Raw genomic sequence first — 3,549 nt, forward strand, 5'->3', positions numbered from 1 at the left:
CCCGGAGGGCCTGTTCACCCTCGGCGTCGCCTCCGGCGACCCGCTGCCCGACGCCGTCGTGCTGTGGACCCGCCTCGCCCCCGACCCCCTGCACGGCGGCGGGATGCCCGACGCCCCCGTCGCCGTCGAATGGCAGGTCGCCGCCGATCCGCGCTTCCGGCGCATCGTCCGCCGCGGCATCGCGCAGGCCCTCCCCGCGTACGGACACAGCGTGCACGCCGATGCGCGCGGTCTGGAGGCGGGGCGCGAGTACTGGTACCGCTTCCGCGTCGGCGGCCAGGTGTCCCCGGTCGGCCGCACCCACACCGCCCCGCACCCGCACTCCCCGGGCGGCGGGCTGCGCATCGCGCTGGCCTCCTGCCAGAACTGGCAGAACGGGTTCTTCACCCCGTACGCCGACATGCTCGCGCAGAACCCCGACCTGGTCCTCTTCGTCGGCGACTACATCTACGAGTCCGCGCCCGCCGCCGGTTCCGTGCGCGTCCACGAGGGCTCGGGGGAGCCGTACAGCCTGGAGCAGTACCGCAACCGCTACGCCCAGTACCGCACCGACCCCGACCTCCAGGCGATGCACGCGCACGCCCCCTGGGTCGTCACCTTCGACGACCACGAGGTCGACAACGACTGGGCGGGGCAGGTCCCGCAGGACCCCACGAAGCAGACGCACGACGCGTTCGTCACCCGCCTCACCGCGGCCTTCCAGGCGTACTACGAGCACATGCCAGTCCGCGCGAGCCAGATTCCCGACGGCCCGCACATCCAGATGTACCGGCGCTTCGACTACGGCCGGCTGGTCCGCCTCAACGTCCTGGACACCCGCCAGTTCCGCAGCGACCAGGTCACCACGCAGGCCGGTGCGCAGGATCCGATGCTGACGATGCTCGGCGCCACCCAGAAGGAGTGGCTGCTGCGCGGGCTGCACCGCTCGCCCGCCCGCTGGAACGTGATCGCCTCGCAGATCATGATGGCCGAGACGGACATCCAGCAGGGGGAAGGCAAGCTCTGGTTCTACGACGCGTGGGACGGCTATCAGGCCGAACGCAACGCGCTGCTGGGGCAGTTCCAGTCCGTACGCAACCCGCTGGTCCTCTCCGGTGACCGGCACCTGACGATGATCAGCGACCTGAAGAAAGACTTCGGCAACCCGTCGTCGGCTGTCGTGGGCGCGGAGTTCGTGGGCACCTCGATCTCCAGCAACGGTGACCAGGACCTGGCGGCTTTCGACGCGTACTGGAACCCGCTGCGGGCCGACAATCCGCACTGGAAGTTCATCGACGCCCACCGCGGCTACCACCTCTTCGACATCGGCCGGCAGTCGGTGGAGGCGCAGGTGCGGGTCGTCTCGACGGTGGTGAAGCCGACGGCGACGGCGAGCACGGCGGCCCGGCTGCGGGTGCGGTCGGACCGGCCCGGGGTGCAGCTGCTGGGGTAGGGCCGCTTCTTCAGGCTTCTTCCAGGCTTCGTCAGGCGCCGGCGGCGATGCGGAAGGTGCGCCGGTAGACCGTGGGCGGGACCCCGAGCGCGGCCTGCAGGTGCGCGCGCATCGACTGGGCGGTGCCGAAGCCGGAGTCCCTGGCCACCTGGTCGATGGTGAGGTCCGAGGACTCCAGGAGGTGGCGGGCGCGCTCCACCCGCTGCTGGGTGATCCACTGGCCGGGGCTGATGCCCGCCTCCTCGCGGAAGCGACGGGTGAAGGTCCGTACCGACATGGCTTCCTGCTCGGCCATGTCCCGCAGCTGGATGGGTTCGTGGAGCCGGCCGAGCGCCCAGGCGCGGGCGGCCGTCGTGGTCGCCAGCTGAGGCTCGGGAACCGGGCGCTGGATGAACTGGGCCTGGCCGCCGTCCCGGTGCGGGGGGACGACCGTGCGCCGGGCGACGTCGTTGGCGACCGCCGTACCGCAGTCGCGGCGCACGATGTGGATGCAGAGATCGATCCCGGCGGCGACCCCGGCGGAGGTGAGGACGTCTCCGTCGTCGATGAAGAGGACGTCGGGGTCCACCTGGACGGCCGGGAAGAGCTCCTGGAAGTGGTCCGCGTGGCACCAGTGGGTGGTCGCGGGGCGGCCGTCGAGGTGGCCGGCGGCGGCGAGGACGTAACTGCCCGTGCAGATGGAGACGAGGCGCGTGCCCGGCCGGATCAGCGCGAGGGCGGCGGCGAGCTCGGGGGTGAGCGTGCCCTCCTCGAAGACGGGGCCGAGTTCGTACGAGGCCGGGATCACGACGGTGTCGGCGGTGGCCAGGGCCTCGGGGCCGTTCTCGACGAGGACGGAGAAGTCGGCGTCGGTGCGTACGGGTCCTGGGGGCCGTATCGAACAGGTCACGACCTCGTACAGATTCCTGCGGGTGCCGATGTCCCTCGCCATCCCGAAGATCCTCTGGGGGATGCCGAGTTCGAAGGGGAGGAGCCCGTCGAGAGCCAGGACGACGACGCGGTGGGGGCGGGGCGGCTGCGGCATGAAGGTCTCTTCCCTTGAGATAAGGGCTGGTGGTCCAGACCAGTCCCTGGTAATCCTCACCGGCGTGACATCTGCATCCTCAGGGGGCAAGGCCCTCGAATCATCGGCCGCTGCGGCAGGGGCCGCCAGTGAAACGCGGGGACCCGGCGGGGTAATTCCCGGCCCTGTTCCCGGCCCGGATCTCGGCTCCGGCCCCGGCCCGGAATCCGTCCCGGGGGCCAGCCTCTGGAACCGTAACTTCCGCTACTTCTTCACGGCCAGGACCGTCGCCCGCTTCGGCGACGGCATGGTGCCGGTCGCCCTCGCCGCGGGACTCCTGAACGCGGGCCACGGCGCCTCGTCCGTCTCCTTCGCGCTCGGTGCCTGGATGGTGTGTTTCTCCGGGTTCGTGATCGTCGGAGGGGTACTGGCGGATCGTTTCACCCCGCGCCGGATGATGGTCCTCGCCGACGCGGTGCGCCTGGGCGCCACGACGCTGCTCGCGGTCGTCTTCGCGGCCGGATCCCCGCCGCTCTGGCTCGTCTTCGCCCTGAGCGCGCTCAACGGCCTCGCCGCGGCCCTCTTCCAGCCGGGCGTCGCGAGCATGCTGCCGAGGATGGTCCCGGACGTGCAGCGCGGCAACGCGATGCTGAACGTCGCCGAATCTCTGACGACGATGGCGGGCCCGGCGGCGGCAGGCGCCCTGGTCGGCTTCGGCGGCCCGGGAGTCGTCTTCGGGGTCAACGCGGGAACGTTCGCGGTGAGCGGCGCCTGCCTCTTCATGATCCGCCTGGCCCCGATGGCCCGTACCCGCGGCGAATCCTTCCTCGCGGACATAGCGGGCGGCTGGCGGGAGTTCAGGGCGCGCAGCTGGCTCTGGGGCGTGATCCTCGTCTGGACGGTGTACGGAGTGACCGTGCTGGGCCCGCTCGTCCCGCTGGAGGCGGTGGTGGTCACCGAGCGGCACGGTTCGACCATGTTCGGCGTGATGATGACGCTGAACGGGGCGGGCAACGCGGTGGGCGGCCTGCTCGCGATGCGGCTCCGCCCTGGACGGCCGCTGTTCTCGGGCACGTTCGCCCTGTTCGGGATCATCGCGAACGTGCCCGAGAAC

General features: G+C 71.3%; 3 protein-coding genes. 2 read left to right on the forward strand and 1 reads right to left on the reverse strand.

What is annotated here, in order from left to right; all coding sequences use genetic code 11:
- On the forward strand, positions 1–1,432 hold a 1,432-nt coding region (locus tag J0695_RS34140), incomplete at its 5' end, for an alkaline phosphatase D family protein (RefSeq protein ID WP_206968650.1).
- A gap of 31 nt (positions 1,433–1,463) precedes the next feature.
- On the opposite strand, the gene J0695_RS34145 is transcribed toward J0695_RS34140, so the two are convergent.
- On the reverse strand, positions 1,464–2,456 hold the full coding sequence (locus tag J0695_RS34145; RefSeq protein WP_206968651.1) for a GlxA family transcriptional regulator: 993 nt from the start codon (positions 2,454–2,456) through the stop codon (positions 1,464–1,466).
- Between the two features lie 154 nt (positions 2,457–2,610).
- On the opposite strand from J0695_RS34145, the gene J0695_RS34150 reads away from it, so the two are divergent.
- Positions 2,611–3,549: MFS transporter (locus tag J0695_RS34150; RefSeq protein ID WP_372445867.1), on the forward strand; the 939-nt coding region annotated here is incomplete at its 3' end.

The organism is Streptomyces beijiangensis (assembly GCF_017315755.1).
Taxonomy (GTDB): Bacteria; Actinomycetota; Actinomycetes; order Streptomycetales; family Streptomycetaceae; genus Streptomyces; species Streptomyces beijiangensis.